The sequence below is a fragment of the Shewanella sp. MF05913 genome (assembly GCF_059758095.1).
The window spans coordinates 123,705-141,407 of the sequence record NZ_JCAYNT010000004.1 but is presented as its reverse complement, the minus strand read 5'-3'; the positions used below and the strand labels follow the sequence as shown (position 1 = coordinate 141,407).

Below are 17,703 nucleotides of genomic sequence, written 5' to 3'. Positions count from 1 at the left end.
TAGTGAGGTAAAAATTACGCCTCACAAGTAACATTTGCCGATTGATTGCAGCGCAACTAAAGCCTCGTTGCTGCGCTGCAATATCATAAATCTTACTAGCGCTTAGCAATAACCCACACGGCATGCACAATACCAGGTATGTAACCCAACAAAGTTAAAATTATATTTAAAAGCAGGGTTTTACTGAGTCCTACCTGTAAAAAAACACCCAGAGGTGGCAATAAAATCGCGATTAAAATTCGTAATAAATCCATAATGATCTCCTTTTTTTGCTGTGATGTGAGAAGTTGCAATCCCTAACGTTAATAGTCTACGAGCAACTTGCTTACGCTTACTTGTTTACAGCTTACGCTTAATGCAAAGCAATTATCAGACCAATATTTGACTGATGGCATTTAGCGTCTATTAAGGTTAAGGCAAGTCGACGGCACGCTGGCTAAGTCATGTTAGTAAGAGATACCTCGACCTGAGCATTTTTTATCATCGAGAGTGTAGGGTATTTAGATTGATTAACAGGCTAAGATCTAAAAAGACTTAATTTGATACTTTTGGTCAGTTAAGTGCGACTTGATCGCGGTTGCACTCTTACATTGGGTGTTTAGCCATACTGACATTGGGAACTGGTAAAATACCATGGCAGAGTCTTGCAGTAACATGGCGGGGAAATTGAGTTTATTGGCGGCGAAATTAATCCCTTGTTGATCGCCATAAACATAATCGACTTTTTGTTCTAATAATAACGACAGTCCCTGTTCTATGGTGTCGACCAGTTGCAGCTTAGCCCCAGCATCAACAAAAGAGCGTACTTTTCTGTCATCTAGCGAGATGGGTAAATGTGCAATCACTTTGTCTTTAAGTTCGTTACCGATAAACACTTGCGGTTCAGCTAGCCGAAACAACATCAGCGGTATGGTTTTATCTGCCAATATCACCTGTAAATGCTGTGCGGAAGGCGTTTGTGGCGGCAAGAAGCTCAAGCACCAATTGTTACTCTTTAACTGTTGTTGCGCCGTGGTGCTATTTACAAATGTCACGTTGGTACTTAACGCGCTATATGTAAAAGCGCGCTGTAATAACACCACCGCTTCGCCTTGGTCGGCACTGTATTGAGTTAAATAAGGCGGGTACTCAAAGGCAATGACGTCAATGTCCTGAGCTTGGCTAGTAAAAATACAACAGCATAGAAAACCAAAGATTATTTTATACATGTGGCGCTAAGTAATGTAATGATACTGTTAAGCATAGCACCAGATTAATGATGTATTATACCATTTCCATTAATTATGTGACCAATCAGAGTCACTCAGATTGTTCAGTTTGAGGCGCATTGTTGAAATAATGGTTATTCCCTTCTAAGGCAATGCAACAAAGAAATGAACGGTCTGAGTGTCTCCTGCAAGGCGGGTTTCTGTGCCTTCTATGCTGCTTAATAGCATTTTGACGTAGAGCAACTATGTCTTCAATCCTATTACTTGCCTAGAAGGCACAGAATTCACGCTGAATGACCAGATAATTAGTGGAATTGGTATTAAACTAATTATTACAGGCTAAAGCGTGCTTAATTGGGTCGGTAAATCAATAGTCACCACTAATCCATGTAGTTGCTGATTGGTTGCAGCTATCTGGCCATTGTGGGCATAAATAGCCGCTTGAGTAATGGCCAAGCCCAATCCCCAGCCACCAGATTCACGATCGCGAGAGCTGTCTGGGCGGTAAAATGGCGTGAAAATCGCTTCTAATTCTTCTTCAGCCAACCCTGGACCATCATCTTTAACGACAATGCTCACCCGATGCTTAGTTTGCTTACTTTCGATATAGACATTTTTTTCGGCGTAGCGAATCGCATTGCGCAGCAAGTTTTCAATGGCGCGCGATAAGGTTTTCGGTAAATGTTCAAAGCAAATCGATTCATCGATATTGATGTGTAATTGCTTGCCTTGTTGTTCGGCCTCAAACTCAGCGTCATCTAACACCTGGCTTAATGTTTCGGTTAGCTCAGCTGTGAGGCGTTTTTCGGTGGCATTAAGCCTTACGCGTGACAATGTGAGTAGTTCGCTAATAAGGGCTTCTTGTTGAAGCGCCTCGTATTCAATCCGGTCCAGCTCGGTGCTGTGTTGGCCTTTTTTACGTGCAAGTGCGAGTGACAATTGTAGCCTTGTTAAAGGGGTACGCAGTTCATGGGATATGTCGCCCATTAAGCGTTGTTGGTTGTTTACCATGGTTTCAATGGCGTCGGCCATGCCATTAAAGGCAACCGCGAGTTGGCCCATTTCGTCTCGACGGTTAGCAGTTGCTGCGTCAACGCGATTGGCTAAGTCGCCTCGGGCAAGTGCGTTGGCGCTCAATTTTAATGAACGTAATGGTTTGCCTAAATACCATGCCAGTAGGCCACACAAAAATCCTGATAATAATATGGCTAATCCTGCTGTGAGTAATTTGTTGTCGGCAAAAAAGAAAAACCATGGACGGGGGTGGTTGTCTGGTAAACGGCCAAATAACTGATAGTTTTTGCCGTTAACGTCGAAGATATAAGGGCCAAAAATCAGCTCGTCTCTAAATTGATGGCTTATGGGTTGGTTAGCTTCTTCAGCCATTAATTGAAAACGTCTAAAGCCGCGCGAGACTCGTTTGCTGTTTAATACTTTGCCTTCGTCGTCGGTTAAATATAAGCGGATTGGGCCACCGTTTTGGTCACTACCTCGGTGCAAGCGTTGCAGGTTATTGCTTTCAAGTAATTGCGGTTGCTGTTGAATACGTGTCGCAACCTTGTTTAGCACCCGTTCAAGGCTGGGCGGGAGTGGTGAGCGGTCATGATTTTGCTGTAGCAATGGCAATAACGATACCAGTGCAATAATCAATGAGCTGCACAGCCAAAAGCCCAGCAGTAACTTAAAAAAGAGTCGATTAAACGGGTTGTTTTTTAACATTACGGTATCCAGATATAGCCTTTGCCACGTAGGGTCTTAACCCGTGGACGACCGTCTTGGCGCTCAGGAAGTTTTTTTCGTAAATTAGACAAATGCATATCTAAGCTGCGATCAAATGGCATTAACTTTTTGCCGAGCACGTTTTCACTTAATGATTCTTTGGTTACCAGCTCGCCACTTTTTTCAAGTAAATGAAACAGCAATAAAAACTCTGTGCCTGTTAAGATAATCAATTGCTCATTGCAATAGGTTTCTTGGCGGGTAGGGTCAAGGCGTAAATCACCAAACTGCAACATATCGTTGTTTTGCGCATCTTGCTGTGTGGTTTGTGCTCGGCGTAATATGGCGCGTATACGTGCCACTAATTCGCGGTCGTTAAACGGTTTCGGTAAGTAGTCATCAGCCCCAATTTCTAGCCCCACGACACGGTCGATTTCGTCGCCGCGTGCAGTTAGCATGAGTACCGGTGTTTGCTTGCGTTGGCGTAAAGCACGCAATACTTCAAAACCATTGAGTTTTGGCAGCATGACGTCAAGCAGAATGAGGTCAAAGTCTTGTTGTTGCGCTAGCGACAACCCTTGTTCACCATCATAGGCTTGGGTCAGTGCAAAGCCTTCAAGCTCTAGCAACTGGCTGAGCAGGTCGGATAAACCAATGTCATCGTCTATCAATAAAATGCGATTCATAACTGTCCTCTAGCACAAGTAAAATCGGTACAACATACCGATTTTCAATCAATTACAGATTATCTCATACTAGGGACAATTTACATTAACATTGCATAGTTTTACATTTACCCGTTTTGTTTTTTAACATAACGGGTAATTTTGACTACGATAAACGTGACGACAATAGCCCCTAATATTAAGCCAACTGAAAATACGGCATTTTGTAATGCGGCAGGGTTGAGTACTAACATGCCTCCTAAGCCTAGCATCATAATACCAGACATGAGTTTAAGAACTTCACCTTCTTTTTCAGTAAGTTTGCGCTTGCCTAATGTCATCGAGAACACAATGACGATGGCGGCGAGCGGAATGACATAGACAATATTGTAGGCAATCAAATACATGTAGCGCTGCACTGAATCAAGGTCTGACAATGATAATACTGAGGTGTAAATCATTGGAAATCCGGCGGTACAGAGTAATTCGTAAGCGTTGGCGAGAATCGCCAAAATAGTCGAGCCTAAAATCATGGTAGGCAGCGAACTTGCTTTAGACAACTTACCCATACGTTTTATTAATGAGCCACGATTTTCAACTGACATCGATAAACTCACATCACCTCGTCCATAGAAGTAATCTTTAATATTAACCACGGCAGCTACCAGTGCCAGCAACCCAGCGCAGGTAATAATAATGCCACCATCTCCGCCGCCCAGTAGTTGGAATAAATTCAACCATGCGCTCATAAAGATAAAGTAGATAAATCCTGAGAAGAAAACAAAGATCCCGCCAACCAATAACATGCGTTTACGGCTGCCAGCATTGACCATAATACTCAATAAAAACAGTAATACGAAAAACGCACAGGGATTAAAGGCATCAACACCGGCTAATACTACAGTTAAAACGGGTAACGACAGTTCTTCCGGATGTACTTCGCCAATTAAGGGGATGTCAACGGGTTGAACGCTGGGTTTTGCTGGTGAGTCAATTTTGCTCGTGCTGTCAAAAGACATACCGCAACTGCCTTCAGCTTGAGGGTCGTCATTGGTGTCGGCGCAGGTTTCAAACAGTGGCGCATCATTAGTTGACGCAGCACCTAAGAAATCGTCTAATTTGCTGCCAATATCAGCTTGGCCACCTTGGCGTTGATAGCAGTCTATCAGTCGCTCTAAAATATAGCGTCCGGTGACGTCATGGCTGTTGTAACCCACAACAGCTTCACCACAAATGGCAAAGTAGGGCACTGATTTAGGTTCAACGCCGGTGCGCTGGCCCATTTGCATTAATTTATCGACATTGCCAGGCTCGCTGATCGCGTAGTCGTGTAACTCTATCCATTGAAAACGCTCACCTAATGCATCAATAAACGGATGTGCTTCTTTACAATGCGGACAGGTTTTAGACCAAAAGAAATGCAGTTTGACCACCGGTTGCTGGTTTTGCTGGCTATACCAAATGGCGTCATCTGTTGTGGTAGATGTATTGGCTATTGAGCTCGGTGCTAACAGAAAAATACTAAGAAGAAAAAGTAGTTGGCCAATCAATCGGTTCATAATTAATTCCATTCAAACGCTAATAATATGATTTTATGCCCTTATCCGTTTGCTGTAACAAGCAAGTCCACATTCCGTTAACTGGCTCTCATTTCAGCGATTTTTATGACCGAATATGCCAAGTTGATCATGAATGATTAGAGTTAACGTGTTATGAAAATGCTCTTTACATAGGTTTACTCATCATTAACCCTAATTGACATTGCATTCGCTAAACTGAGTATCAAATCTGCTAAGGCAGAAAACAAACATTTATGTAGACCAAGGAACTTAACAATGAAAACATCATCAATTATCAAGACTAGTTTAGTTGCCTTCGTGGCAAGTTCAGCATTATTAGCCGGACAGTTGTACGCTGCCGACACAACAGATACGACTGTGAAAACGGAGCAAATGAGCAAAAAAGGCGACAGACATCATGGCCCTAAAGATGGCATGCATAAAATGTTGCGTAAGCTGGATTTAACTGACGCACAAAAAGATCAAGTTAAAGCAGTTGTTGAAAAGTACAAAGCGGATCGTCCTGAGCGTCCAACAAAAGAGCAACGCACTGCTCACCGTGCAGAAATGTTAGCCCTTATTACAGGAGCCAGTTTCGATGAAGCTAAAGCGACTGAAATGGCTGAAGCACAACAGCAAAAGCATTTACAACGAATGTTGACGCAGTTAAAAATGCAAAATGAAATTTATCAATTATTGACTCCAGAACAACAGCAAACGTTTCAAGAAAAGTTTGCTAAAGGTAAAGGTCATAAAGCCCGTCGTTAATTAACTCTAATTAAGCGATTATTGGAAGCCGTTACCTTGTGGTAACGGCTTTTTTGTTCATGCAAGTTTGCTAATGGTCACAGTTTGATAAAAGGGATGGCTTGGTTTAGTAAACTTTGTCCTAATATAGTATTGAACTTGCTATAGTTACCCCAGATAAACTTAGCCAATAGAATCGACAACTACCTTATGTCCTCATCCTCTGAATATGACTTTTGGGTCAAACTTGCTAGCCGCGCGTCGGTAGCGACCGCACTGTGTCTTATTGTGATTAAGTTATTGGCGTGGTTATATTCTGGCTCGGCCAGTATGCTGGGGTCATTAACCGACTCATTTGCAGATGCGTTAGCCTCAATCGTCAACTTTATTGCTATCCGTTATGCCATTGTGCCCGCAGATAAAGATCATCGATATGGTCACGGCAAAGCTGAACCGTTAGCATCACTGGCTCAAGCGGCATTTATTCTAGGTTCAGCATCACTATTGTTGCTTTATGGCGGCGAAAAATTAATTAATCCAGTGCCGATAACTAGCCCTGGCGTCGGTATTGTAGTGTCAATCATTGCGATTGTGATGACGCTAGGATTGGTGATGTTGCAACAACGTGCACTTGAAAAAACCAAGAGTACGGTGGTAGAAGCTGATTCACTACATTATAAATCTGACTTGCTACTGAATGGTGCCGTGTTACTGGCTTTAGTGTTAGCAATGTACGGTTGGTGGTGGGCAGATGGTTTGTTTGCGGTGTTAATCGCGGTGTTTATCGGCCAGCAAGCGCTCGATTTAGGCTATCGTTCTATACAAAGTTTGCTCGACCGTGAGTTAGATAACGACACGCGTGAGCAAATTAAAACACTGGCAAAACAAGATCCACGAGTGAAAGGTATTCATGATTTACGCACTCGCCAAGCCGGTAAAACCACTTTTATTCAATTGCACATGGAACTACCGGGTGAGTTGTCGCTTGAAGAGGCTCACGATATCGCCGATAAGGCTGGCTTAGTGATTAAAGCGGCTTTTGATGATGCTGAAGTGATTATTCACCAGGACCCTGTGTAAGCAGGTGCTTTCTTTAGGTGCAACCGTGCCTATTTGATAATAGGCACGGTAGGTTTAACGTATTACACCATCACAAGTTGGTTGGTTATTTGCGAACGAGCCAGCTCTAATGCAGAATCCGCTCGTAAAATTAACTCATCTAGGGTGTCATTTTCTTGCAATTTCGACACGCCAACACACGCACTAAAACGAAGGTGTTTACCCGTTTTTGGGTCTACTAAATCAGTGCTATCAATACTGTGACGAATGCTTTCGGCTACATTTCTGGCAATACTATTGTTACTTGCTCGAATAATGGCAATAAACTCATCACCACTCCAACGGCCCAGTAAGTCTGCATCGGCTAACCTGCTTTGGCATTGTTGAGCAAAATGGATTAATGCCTTATCACCGGTTTCATGGCCAAACAAATGATTGATTTGCTTTAACTCATCTAACGCCATTAATACGCAATAGAAGTGATGATGTGGCAAGGTGTTATCGAGCAATAATGCTTTACCTGCTAATGTTATCCCGCGACGATTAAGGGCCTTAGTGAGATAGTCTACATGAATTTGTTGCTCAAACTTTTCTTTGAGTAAATACGCCTCAGTGATGTCGGTCATGGTGACTTGAATAGCCGGTTGACCATTCCAGTCTATGATTGTTTCCATTAGTTTTACCCATACAGGTTTACCACTGTAGAGGAGGCATTTTATTTCCACGGTAGACGATTGAATTTTGTGATTGAATAGGTTGTTAAGTGCTTCTTCACGTTGGGCACGATAGGCTGGGTCGACAAAATCTAACATTGACGGTAACGCCATAATACTCTGTGGATTAGGGTATCCAAGAATAGTGGCTAATGCCTGATTACAAAAAAGTGGACTAAATTGGTGGTGTATTAACACGCCTTGACCCGAACCATTGAGCAAGGCACGGTAACGATATTCACTTTGTTGTAATGATTGTTGCAGCTGAAGTGATTGCGTTAAGTTAACAATAGTAACCTGCAGTGCAGGGCGCCCTTGCCATTCAACAATATGCTCAATGGCAAGCACATTCATGACTTCGCCAAGGCGATTGCGGTTAATGTAACTTCGAACTTGTGGTTTTTCGATGCCACTCATTAGTGCGTAATAAGTGTGCGCGGCAATGTCTTGCGACTCAGGGTCGATTAACTCCAAAATACTCTTTAATGCGAGAATTTCTTGCGCGTTTTCATATCCGAAAATTTTCGCATAGGTATCATCCGCATGTCTCGGAATAAAGTCTTGGTGAATGACTACACCATATTGAGCATCAAAATCCAAAATCTATCCTTGCACTTGGGACAAGCCACTATCGCTTTATTGGTTGGTCATTCTAGCACTGGAAATATGATTTGCATGTACCGCTTATGGAATAAGATAAAATAATTTATTAATGTGAGTGCATAGTCACATAGAGACCAAGATAAACTATAATGTCATGTAATATAAGGGGTTAATAATTATATCTTATTAACCATACCTTATCAGTCCATCGATAACTCTTTGAGTTTACGTGTTAACGTATTACGTCCCCAGCCTAAACGCTTAGCCGCTTCTTGCTTATGGCCTTGGGTGTGACGTAATGCGGTTTCCAGCAAAATACGTTCAAACTCTGGTTGCACTTCAGTTAATAAATCACTTTCACCTGCCGCGAGCTTTTCGTCTATCCAATCTGTTAATGCCGTTTGCCAATCACTTGCACCAGCATGTTTTTGTTGGTTTGAAACTGGGTCTTTGAGTAACTCAGGAGGTAAATCTTGTGGCAAAATCTCTTGACCAGACGCCATCACAGTTAACCAGCGACACGTATTCTCCAGCTGACGAACGTTACCTGGCCATGGCAGGTTTGCCAGTTTGACGGCTGTTTCTTTCGTTAGAATTTTAGGCTCAACACCTATCTCTTTTGCTGCGGTCGATAAAAAGTGAGTCGCAAGTTGCGCGATATCTTCACGGCGTTGTGACAACGGAGGTAAATGTACGCGGATCACGTTTAAGCGGTGAAACAGATCTTCACGAAACGTGCCTTTTTGCACTAACACTTCTAAATTTTGGTGGGTCGCGGCAATAATACGCACATCAACTTGTACCGCTTGATGACCACCAACGCGGTAAAACTGGCCGTCAGCGAGTACGCGTAATAAACGCGTTTGCACATCTAATGGCATATCGCCGATTTCATCTAAGAATAGTGTACCACCATTGGCTTGTTCAAAGCGTCCTTGGCGCACATTAGACGCACCAGTAAATGCGCCTTTTTCATGGCCAAATAACTCCGATTCGATTAAATCTTTAGGGATAGCCGCCATGTTTAACGCAATAAATGATTTATCTTTACGTGGGCTGTGTTTGTGCAATGCGCCAGCGACTAATTCTTTACCTGTACCCGACTGGCCATTAATGAGCACGCTAATAGATGAGCGAGACAAACGCCCAATTGCCCGAAACACCTCTTGCATAGCCGGTGCTTCACCAATGATTTCTGGGGTTTTGACTGCGGTATCTACTGCTGCAACAGGCGTTTGTTCTGTGGCGTGAGTTAGTGCGCGCTCAACTAAGCTAATGGCTTCATCGATATCAAAGGGTTTAGGCAGATATTCAAACGCCCCCGCTTGATAGGCACTCACTGCACTGTCTAAATCTGAATGCGCTGTCATGATGATGACGGGAATATGCGGATAGTGCAGCTGTAAGCGGTCTAGTAAGGTTAATCCGTCGGTGCCTGGCATACGTATGTCTGACACAATCACTTGTGGCTGTGATGATTCTAATGCTTGCCACAGTGATTCGGCAGCGGCAAAGCTTGCGGTAGATAACGAAGCACCTTTGAGTGCTTTTTCTAATACCCAACGGATAGAGCTGTCGTCGTCGAGGATCCAAACTTGTTCGCTTATGTTCATGTTAAAACCTCATTCTGCCAATAAAGGGCATGCTAATTATTGTAATGGCAGGTTAATAATAAATTCGGTGTGTCCAGGTGCTGACACGCAATCAATACGGCCGCCATGTAAACGGGCAATGTTATGGGCAATCGATAGCCCTAGGCCTGAGCCTTCATCACGACCGGTGACCATAGGATAAAAAAGGGTGTCCACTAAGTCGGGTGGAATGCCTGGACCGTTATCAATAATCGACAGTGCTAAGACTAATTTATAGCGTTGAGTACCAATGGTGACCTGATGTTGAGTGCGAGTTTTTATTAAAATTTCACCGCCACAGGGCTCCAATGCTTGAATGGCATTTTGTACAATATTGAGCACAGCTTGCTGCATTTGATCTGGATCCATTTGTAAGTCTGGGATCGACGGATCGTAATCTCGCTTGATTTTAATATTGTCTGGCATTGCCATTTGCACGAGTTTTAATACTTTTTGCACCACTTGGTGAATGCTGTGTGCTGAGTGTTGAGTTGGGCGTTGCGGCCCTAAAAGTCGGTCGACCAAATTGCGCAGCCTATCGGCTTGTTCAATGATTAAACTGGTGAACTCTTTTAAATCTGGAGAGGTTAATTCTCGAGAGAGTAACTGCGCTGCACCCCGCAGACCACCTAATGGATTTTTAATCTCATGAGCTAAATTACGCACTAAAAACTGTGCAGCCTGCTGCTGTGCGTCCATATTTAATTGCTGATGAATTCGGCGTTGCTGATCAACTTGGCGGAGTTCTAAAACGCTCAGATTTGTGTCATTTTCAATTGGCATTAAGGTGATATCAATTGTGTGATGCTGCCCGTCAAGAGTGATTAGTGCTGCGGTATTTACGGTTAGGCCTTGGCCTGCTGCAATGGCATCACGAAGTAGTTGTGGCTCTACTCCCATTAATTGATAAAGCTCAGGTAAAGTTTGCTCAAGTAGTTTGTGATTGCCTATCCCAAGTAATTGCGCCGCCGCAGCGTTGGCATAGCACGGTTTTAGCTCGGTGTTGATAACCAGCACTGCCGTAACTAAATGATTGAGTAGGTTATTGGTGTCCATTCGCCGTCCTAATATGGGGTTGCACTAACATGGTGCACCACTTTGGTGCAGGCTGCAACCTATTCCACACAAACAGCAATCAAGACTAAAAACCTAAATATAAGTTTTAACTTAATGAATATTATAGTTTTTATCTTTGCTATCTAGACTTTTTAACCGGTCCAAATACTGATGCCTGATGTAGAAATACCTTTCTTGGAGAGCTAGATGCAAGTACTTTGCCGCTTTGTGTTACCACATTCACAACAATGTTATGTTCGCCTCTAAAAATGCCACTGAGTTGGAATGTTGCTGAAGTTTGTGGCTCCGTTGCGACGACGCCATCAACTAATAATATCATTTTGGCGCCTTTTGGCAGTTTTGGTGCAACACTGACGCTAACACTAAAATCGCCATTATTATCGCGAATGGTGGCTTCTTCTTGAGGTGAGGTTATCGTGACTGTATAACTAACTTGTGTGGCATCTTTAGGTGTGACGCTGGCTTGAGGTGGGGTATTGATAGTCATACTATTTTGGGTATTTTGATTAAGATCAACCGCTTCTGCGTTAGCTTTGGGCTCGTCAGAATAATGTACTTTCCCGTTCTCATCTACCCAGCGATACACGGTCGCGAGGCTGCTGGCGCTAATGATAAGCAAGCCAATAAGTAAGATAATACGCATGCTGAACTCCTTAAAAATCAATATTTTCATAGAGTAGACGCTTTTTATTAAAAAATCAGCTTAATCTGTCTTGATTAAGCTGATCTGACAATACGCTAGATTTACCACTAGATATAGTGACAGCAGTATTCTGATATTTGACTCGTGCGTAAGCTAAAGCTCACATTTGGTGCAAGTTCAAATTGGCTACCCGCGCTGAATGCTTTCCAGTCTGTTTCGCCGGGCAATAACACCTCGAATTCACCAGAAGTCACTTGCATGATTTCACCTTCAGCAGTAGAAAACTCATATTCACCCGGAAGTACCACACCCAAAGTTTGTCTGCTGCCATCAGTAAACAACACGCTTCTGCTAGTGACCTTGCCATTAAAATACACGTTGGCCTGTTTTGCCACACTGACATGTTGCAACATACTCATATCGACTCCTAATTAATGTTAAATATTGTCGATGAGTATTACAGATTTTTAATTAAACTTCCTAGTTAAATGTTTTCATGCAGACATAAAAAAGCCCAGATAATTATCTGGGCTAAGTATTTTTACTGAATAGAATTAGCTGCGGTTATTACGCTTACGTTCGTTTTCAGTTAAGAATCTCTTACGAACACGAATGTTCTTAGGCGTTACTTCTACTAACTCGTCATCATCGATGAACTCAAGCGCTTGCTCAAGAGTCAGGTTGATTGGTGGAGTCAGTACTTGAGCTTCGTCAGTACCAGATGCACGCATGTTGGTTAGCTGCTTGCCTTTAAGACAGTTAACTGTCAAATCGTTAGCACGAGCATGGATACCCACTACTTGACCTTCGTATACTTCGGCCGCGTGGCCAATAAACAGACGACCACGGTCTTGTAAACCGAATAGTGCGAACGTTAATGACTTACCTGTAGCATTTGAAATCAATACACCGTTAGCACGTTGACCGATGTCACCGCCTTTATGTGGACCGTAGTGATCAAATGAGTGATAAATCAAACCAGTACCTGAAGTAGCAGTTAAGAACTCAGTTTGGAAACCAATTAAGCCACGGCTTGGGATAATGAAGTCGATACGGACACGACCTTTACCGTCAAGTTGCATGTCTTTCATTTCAGCTTTACGTGTACCTAATTTTTCAATTACGGTACCTTGATGATCTTCTTCAACGTCAACTGTTACGGTTTCATATGGTTCACATAGCTCACCATCGATTGTTTTTAGAATAACTTCTGGACGAGATACGGCTAATTCATAACCTTCACGACGCATGTTTTCAATTAAAATCGATAAGTGTAATTCACCACGGCCTGATACGCGGAAACGATCTGGGCTGTCTGTTTCTTCAACACGTAATGCTACGTTGTGAACTAATTCAGTTTGTAAACGCTCAAGAATGTTACGTGAAGTTACATACTTACCTTCTTTACCCGCGAACGGAGAAGTGTTTACTTGGAATGTCATCGTTAGTGTTGGTTCATCAACCGTTAACGGTGGCATTGCCTCTACTGCATTCACTGCACAAATTGTGTCAGAAATCTTAAGCTCGCCTAAACCTGTAATAGCAACGATGTCGCCCGCGTTAGCGATTTCAACTTCAGTGCGGTCTAGACCCATGTAACCTAATACCTGGCCCATTTTACCGTTACGTTTCTTACCGTCAGCACCAATAATGGTCACTTGTTGGTTAGTCTTAACGCTACCACGAGTAATACGGCCAATACCGATAACACCCACGTATGAGTTATAATCGATTTGAGAAATTTGCATTTGGAATGGCGCTTCTGCATCTGCGTCTGGGAAAGACACTTTCTCAACGATGGTTTGGAATAGCGGCGTCATGTCAGTGCTAGTTTCTTCTGGATCTAAAGTCGCGAAACCATTTAACGCAGAAGCATAAACAATAGGGAAATCTAACTGTTCGTCAGTAGCACCTAAGTTAACGAATAAATCGAATACTTGGTCAATAACCCAATCTGGACGAGCACTTGGACGGTCAATTTTGTTAATAACAACAATTGGCTTAAGGCCTTGAGCGAACGCTTTTTTGGTTACAAAGCGAGTTTGTGGCATTGGGCCATCAACTGCATCAACCAATAGTAATACTGAATCAACCATAGATAGAACACGTTCTACTTCACCACCGAAATCAGCGTGGCCAGGAGTGTCTACGATATTGATGCGGTAGTCGTTCCACTGGATGGCAGTATTCTTTGCCAGAATGGTGATCCCACGTTCTTTTTCAAGATCGTTAGAATCCATAACCCGCTCAGTAGCTTCTCCACGAGATGCAAGGGTTCCTGACTGCGCCAACATTTTATCAACCAGGGTTGTTTTGCCATGGTCAACGTGGGCAATAATGGCGATGTTACGTAAATTCTCTAACACGGATAAACCTCTAAACCAGCAAACAAAAAAAGGGGGCTTTATAGCGACTGAATAATCATAGACACCATAAAAAAGCGTGCCATTCTACTTCAGCACGGCTTTTGTAGATAGGATTATTTTTGAACACATCAATTTTTTCAGCTTGCTCGAGCTCAAAAAACACGTTAAAACCTTTATTTAAGTCATAGTAACAAGCTTGTCATACACAAATGTGACATTGGCTAAAACTTTATCAATTTGCATATGCACCACAATGGACTTTTGCACCACATTGAAACATAGTGGTGCACAAGATTGGTGCGAAGCGTTTGTTTTGTTGATCTTTGATATTTTCAAAATTAACAAAATCAAAAGGTTAACTAATTGGCATGATTATCGCTTTAATGGCAGTAATCGTAAAAATGAAAATTCGTTTTCCAGATGCACCATCTGGCGAATACCAAGATTATATTAAGGGACAACCCTTTACCCTACCGGAGGCTTAAGAATGTCAGTTGAATCAGTTTTAAAGCAACTTGAAGAGTTAGAAGTTAAGTTTGTTGATTTGCGCTTTACCGACACTAAAGGTAAAGAACAGCATGTTTCTATTCCATCTCATCAAGTAAATGAAGATTTTTTTGAAGACGGCAAAATGTTTGATGGTTCTTCAATCACAGGTTGGAAAGGCATCAATGAATCAGACATGGTATTAATGCCTGATCCAACTACATTCGTTTTAGACCCATTTACCGAAGAAACAACAGCCCTTATTCGCTGTGATATTTTAGAGCCAGGCACTATGACTGGTTATGACCGTGACCCACGTTCAATTGCTAAAAAGGCAGAAGCATACCTTGTGTCTACTGGTATCGCTGACACCGTATTGATTGGTCCAGAACCAGAATTCTTCTTATTCGACGACGTGCGTTTTGGCACTGATATGTCAGGTTGTTTCGTTAAAATCGACGCAAAAGAAGCGGCTTGGAACTCAGGCACTAGCTATGCAGATGGCAACACAGGTCACCGTCCAATGGTTAAAGGGGGTTACTTCCCAGTCGCGCCTGTCGATTCATCACAAGACTTACGTTCAGCAATGTGTTTAGTGCTTGAAGAAATGGGTCAAGTTGTTGAAGCGCATCACCATGAAGTGGCTACAGCGGGTCAAAACGAAATCGCTACACGTTTTAACACCTTGACTAAAAAAGCAGATGAAATCCAAATTCTAAAATACGTTGTTCATAACATGGCTCACGCTTATGGAAAGACAGCGACATTTATGCCAAAACCAATCGTTGGCGACAACGGTAGTGGTATGCATGTTCACCAATCTTTAGCTAAAGACGGTGTTAACTTATTCGCGGGTGACAAGTACGCTGGCTTAAGCGAAATGGCATTGTTCTATATTGGTGGTATTATCAAGCACGCTCGTGCATTGAACGCATTCACCAACCCAAGCACTAACTCTTATAAGCGTTTAGTGCCGCATTTTGAAGCGCCAGTTATGTTAGCTTACTCAGCACGTAACCGTAGTGCATCAATTCGTATTCCAGTGGTACCAAGCCCTAAAGGCCGTCGTATCGAAGCGCGTTTCCCTGATCCACATGCAAACCCATACTTAGGTTTTGCGGCACTATTAATGGCTGGTCTTGACGGTATTCAAAACAAGATCCACCCAGGTGAAGCAATGGATAAAGACTTGTATGACTTACCTGCTGAAGAAGCAGCTGAGATCCCACAAGTAGCAACGTCTTTAGAAAATGCTCTTGAGAATCTACAAGCGGATCATGAGTTCTTAACTAAAGGTGGCGTATTCAGTGAAGACTTCATCCAATCTTATATCGCAATTAAGAAAGGTGAAGCTGAGCGTGTTGCACGTACTACTCACCCATTAGAGTTTGAGATGTACTACAGCCTATAATGAGTCGGTTTTTATAAACGACTCAGTATTGCAAAATACTCAACCCCGATAAGCAATTATCGGGGTTTTTTGTTATACAGTATGTTGCAAATGTAAACAGATGTGTCTAAGGTGTTGCGTTCGTATTTTTCCGCACGGCAATATTTCCCCTGCCATTGTATTGCTCAAAAGTTCTGCATATGAGAATTAGATGAAATTATCATTTAGGTATTTGTTATTAATTGCGATGACCTTGGTGTCTTTGATACCTATTTGTGTATTAGCGTTGTGGACCAGCCATAATGCGCTCGATAATGAATATCGAACGGTTCATGACAAACATTTATTGTTAGCAAAAAACTTATCACAAGCACTAGACCGCTATAGTGTCGACGCGTTATCAATATTTAATCGCGCCACTGATTCTGTTATTAAACAGCAAATTTCCTCCGAATTTATTTCACTTTTTAAAGACATTGATGTTGAGTCTGTTGGTGAATATAACGCTCAAGGCCAGCTCGTCAACGTGTTATTTGGTCCCGCACAATCACAGCCTTTATCGTTAATCGAGGGTGATAATATTTTTGATCTTTCTCAATTATCTAGCGCAACGTTTACTGACGTGCATAAATTCGGTGTCACGAATCCAACCTTGTATATGATCCGTAAAGATAACCAGCAACGTATCTGGTTGGCGGTAATGAATCCTGCATTTATTGGTTTATTGCAGTCTGCGGTTAAATTTGGCAAAAAAGGCCATGCTGCTATTGTCGATCGCCAAGGTAATGTGTTGGCTCACCCGAATAAAGAGTGGCAAGCAAACAGTAAAAGTTTGTCTAAAGTCAGCATTGTGAAACAAATGATGGCCGGTAATACTGGTGTGATGGAGTTTTATTCTCCGGCTGTTAAGCAGGATATGATAGCGGCTTATACTATTGTGCCTACAACGGGGTGGGGAGTAATGATCCCGCAACCATTGGATGAATTGTATGCTCGCGCAGAGTCTGAAATTAATACCATTTTATGGGTTGCCTCCCTATCGTTTTTTGCTTGTTTACTACTAAGCTGGTGGATGACCGGATTGATCACGCGACCAATTGCCGCACTCACTAAAGAGGTGTGCAACTTAGCGCAGCAACAAACTCAAGTAAGCCCTATGGCGAAACAGCGTATTGAAACCACTGAGTTTGTTACCTTGTTTGACAGCTTTCATTATATGTCGAAGCAAGTTATTAGTAGTCAGGCAGAGTTAGCGCAACGCGTAAAAGATAGAACCGCTGATTTAGCCCAGGCTCAAGCCGAAGCATTGCATTTAGCTAATCATGACCAGGTAACCGGGCTCGCTAATCGTATGTCGATTAGAAATACTATCCAGCAACGTATTGATGCAAAACAACCATTTTCCCTTTTATTTATCGATTTAGATGGGTTTAAAATGATTAATGATACTTATGGCCATGGCATCGGTGACAGTCTGTTGATCAGTATTGGGCAAACGGTTGCGGTCAGTCTTGAGTTTGGTGATATTTTAGCTCGCTATGGTGGCGATGAGTTTGTGTTACTTTTACAGCACGATAACCAGTGTGATATTGTTAACCGCAAGGCTAAACGTGTATTAGAATTAATTAAGCAGCCTTATAAAATAGACGGTCACCAGTTAAACGTTAGCGCCTGTATTGGTATTGCTCAATACGATGGTGTCGATACCGATACAGACAGTCTTATTCATCGTGCAGACGTTGCCATGTATCAAGCTAAGCATGCAGGTAAAGACCAAGTCATGCATGCGTGTTAATCATCGCACCCATGTAAAAATAACGATAGAATTAATGATAAA

15 protein-coding genes are annotated in these 17,703 nt (G+C 42.5%); 4 read left to right on the top strand and 11 right to left on the bottom strand.

The window, feature by feature from the left end; translation table 11 throughout:
- Positions 1-95: 95 nt before the first annotated feature.
- The 5 genes from AC19MV_RS07685 to AC19MV_RS07665 form a co-directional block, all read right to left on the bottom strand.
- Complete coding sequence (locus AC19MV_RS07685; protein WP_011635799.1) at positions 96-254, bottom strand: YqaE/Pmp3 family membrane protein; 159 nt, start codon at positions 252-254, stop codon at positions 96-98.
- Between the two features lie 270 nt (positions 255-524).
- Positions 525-1,208, bottom strand: a complete 684-nt coding sequence (locus AC19MV_RS07680; RefSeq protein WP_498306777.1) for a hypothetical protein — start codon at positions 1,206-1,208, stop codon at positions 525-527.
- Positions 1,209-1,547: 339 nt separating this feature from the next.
- Positions 1,548-2,927 (bottom strand): ATP-binding protein, encoded by a 1,380-nt coding sequence (locus tag AC19MV_RS07675; protein ID WP_498306775.1) that lies wholly within the window; start codon positions 2,925-2,927, stop codon positions 1,548-1,550.
- Positions 2,927-3,613 (bottom strand): response regulator, encoded by a 687-nt coding sequence (locus tag AC19MV_RS07670; protein ID WP_160051961.1) that lies wholly within the window; start codon positions 3,611-3,613, stop codon positions 2,927-2,929. Before AC19MV_RS07670 ends, AC19MV_RS07675 begins: the two co-directional genes overlap by 1 nt.
- A 107-nt stretch (positions 3,614-3,720) precedes the next feature.
- Positions 3,721-5,151 (bottom strand): cytochrome C biosynthesis protein, encoded by a 1,431-nt coding sequence (locus AC19MV_RS07665; protein WP_498306773.1) that lies wholly within the window; start codon positions 5,149-5,151, stop codon positions 3,721-3,723.
- A 276-nt stretch (positions 5,152-5,427) separates the two neighbouring features.
- Here AC19MV_RS07665 and AC19MV_RS07660 point away from each other — a divergent pair, with 276 nt between their 5' ends.
- Complete coding sequence (locus AC19MV_RS07660) at positions 5,428-5,919, top strand: Spy/CpxP family protein refolding chaperone (protein ID WP_432400536.1); 492 nt, start codon at positions 5,428-5,430, stop codon at positions 5,917-5,919.
- A 189-nt stretch (positions 5,920-6,108) separates the two neighbouring features.
- Entirely contained in the window at positions 6,109-6,978 is an 870-nt protein-coding gene (gene fieF / locus AC19MV_RS07655) for a cation efflux pump FieF (RefSeq protein WP_432400534.1), read from the top strand.
- Positions 6,979-7,040: 62 nt separating this feature from the next.
- On the opposite strand, the gene AC19MV_RS07650 is transcribed toward fieF, so the two are convergent.
- The 6 genes from AC19MV_RS07650 to typA form a co-directional block, all read right to left on the bottom strand.
- Positions 7,041-8,270: a sensor domain-containing diguanylate cyclase gene (locus AC19MV_RS07650; protein WP_498306771.1), complete on the bottom strand. Its 1,230-nt coding sequence runs from the start codon at positions 8,268-8,270 to the stop codon at positions 7,041-7,043.
- 203 nt (positions 8,271-8,473) lie between these two features.
- On the bottom strand, positions 8,474-9,886 hold the full coding sequence (gene glnG / locus AC19MV_RS07645) for a nitrogen regulation protein NR(I) (RefSeq protein WP_498306769.1): 1,413 nt from the start codon (positions 9,884-9,886) through the stop codon (positions 8,474-8,476).
- 36 nt (positions 9,887-9,922) lie between these two features.
- Positions 9,923-10,960, bottom strand: coding sequence for a nitrogen regulation protein NR(II) (gene glnL / locus AC19MV_RS07640; protein WP_498306768.1), 1,038 nt, complete (start codon positions 10,958-10,960; stop codon positions 9,923-9,925).
- 139 nt (positions 10,961-11,099) lie between these two features.
- Complete coding sequence (locus tag AC19MV_RS07635) at positions 11,100-11,624, bottom strand: DUF4124 domain-containing protein (RefSeq protein ID WP_498306766.1); 525 nt, start codon at positions 11,622-11,624, stop codon at positions 11,100-11,102.
- A 107-nt stretch (positions 11,625-11,731) separates the two neighbouring features.
- Positions 11,732-12,043, bottom strand: a complete 312-nt coding sequence (gene ppnP, locus AC19MV_RS07630) for a pyrimidine/purine nucleoside phosphorylase (protein WP_188957524.1) — start codon at positions 12,041-12,043, stop codon at positions 11,732-11,734.
- 135 nt (positions 12,044-12,178) lie between these two features.
- Complete coding sequence (gene typA, locus AC19MV_RS07625; protein WP_432400524.1) at positions 12,179-13,990, bottom strand: translational GTPase TypA; 1,812 nt, start codon at positions 13,988-13,990, stop codon at positions 12,179-12,181.
- Between the two features lie 487 nt (positions 13,991-14,477).
- Between typA and glnA the strand changes: the two genes are divergently transcribed.
- Complete coding sequence (gene glnA, locus AC19MV_RS07620) at positions 14,478-15,887, top strand: glutamate--ammonia ligase (RefSeq protein WP_498306764.1); 1,410 nt, start codon at positions 14,478-14,480, stop codon at positions 15,885-15,887.
- Between the two features lie 190 nt (positions 15,888-16,077).
- Complete coding sequence (locus tag AC19MV_RS07615; protein ID WP_498306762.1) at positions 16,078-17,661, top strand: PDC sensor domain-containing protein; 1,584 nt, start codon at positions 16,078-16,080, stop codon at positions 17,659-17,661.
- Positions 17,662-17,703: the final 42 nt, after the last annotated feature.